Annotated in this window: 1 pseudogene; it reads right to left on the reverse strand. The window is 62.2% G+C overall.

What is annotated here, in order from left to right:
• A pseudogene (locus ACDP63_RS25105) lies at positions 1-475 on the reverse strand (IS5-like element ISPko1 family transposase); the annotation flags it as partial.
• Positions 476-640: the final 165 nt, after the last annotated feature.

Below are 640 nucleotides of genomic sequence, written 5' to 3' on the forward strand. Positions count from 1 at the left end.
CCAGTGTTTCCTCGTCGATCCCGAGATGGATCTTGCGCCAGACGCGCCGTTTGGGTCCACCATGCTTGCGGGCGTGCCACTCGCCTTCGCCCTCGACTTTGATGCCCGTGCTGTCGATCAGCAGGTGCAGCGGCCCCTTGGAGCCGCGATACGGGATGTTCACGGCCAGGGTCTTCTGGCGGCGGGACAGGGTGCTGAAGTCGGGCACCGCCCAGTCGAGGCCGACCAGCCGCAGTAGGCTTTCGACGAAGCCTGTCGTCTGCCGAAGCGCCATGCCGAACAGCACCTTCATCGAAAGGCATGTCTGGATGGCGGCATCGCTGTAGGTCTGCTGGCGGCCACGCCTACCTGTCGGCGCGGCATCCCAGCTCATCTCGGGATCGAACCAGATCGTCAGCGAGCCGCGGCGCTTGAGCGCTTCATTGTAGGCTGGCCAGTTCCTGGTCCTGTAGGTCGGGGGTGTAGGTCTGCTCATGTATCCCAGCTACCACGCTGGATTCATGAGATGAATCCCACACGGGATTTGTGCAACAGAGCCTTGTGAATCCAGTATGGTAGCTGGAGGGCATGAGCAGACCCACACCCCCCGCATACAAGACCAGGAACTGGCCCACATATAACGAAGCGCTCAAGCGCCGCG

It is taken from the genome of Paracoccus sp. P2 (assembly GCF_046335115.1).
In the GTDB taxonomy this organism is placed as follows: domain Bacteria; phylum Pseudomonadota; class Alphaproteobacteria; order Rhodobacterales; family Rhodobacteraceae; genus Paracoccus; species Paracoccus pantotrophus.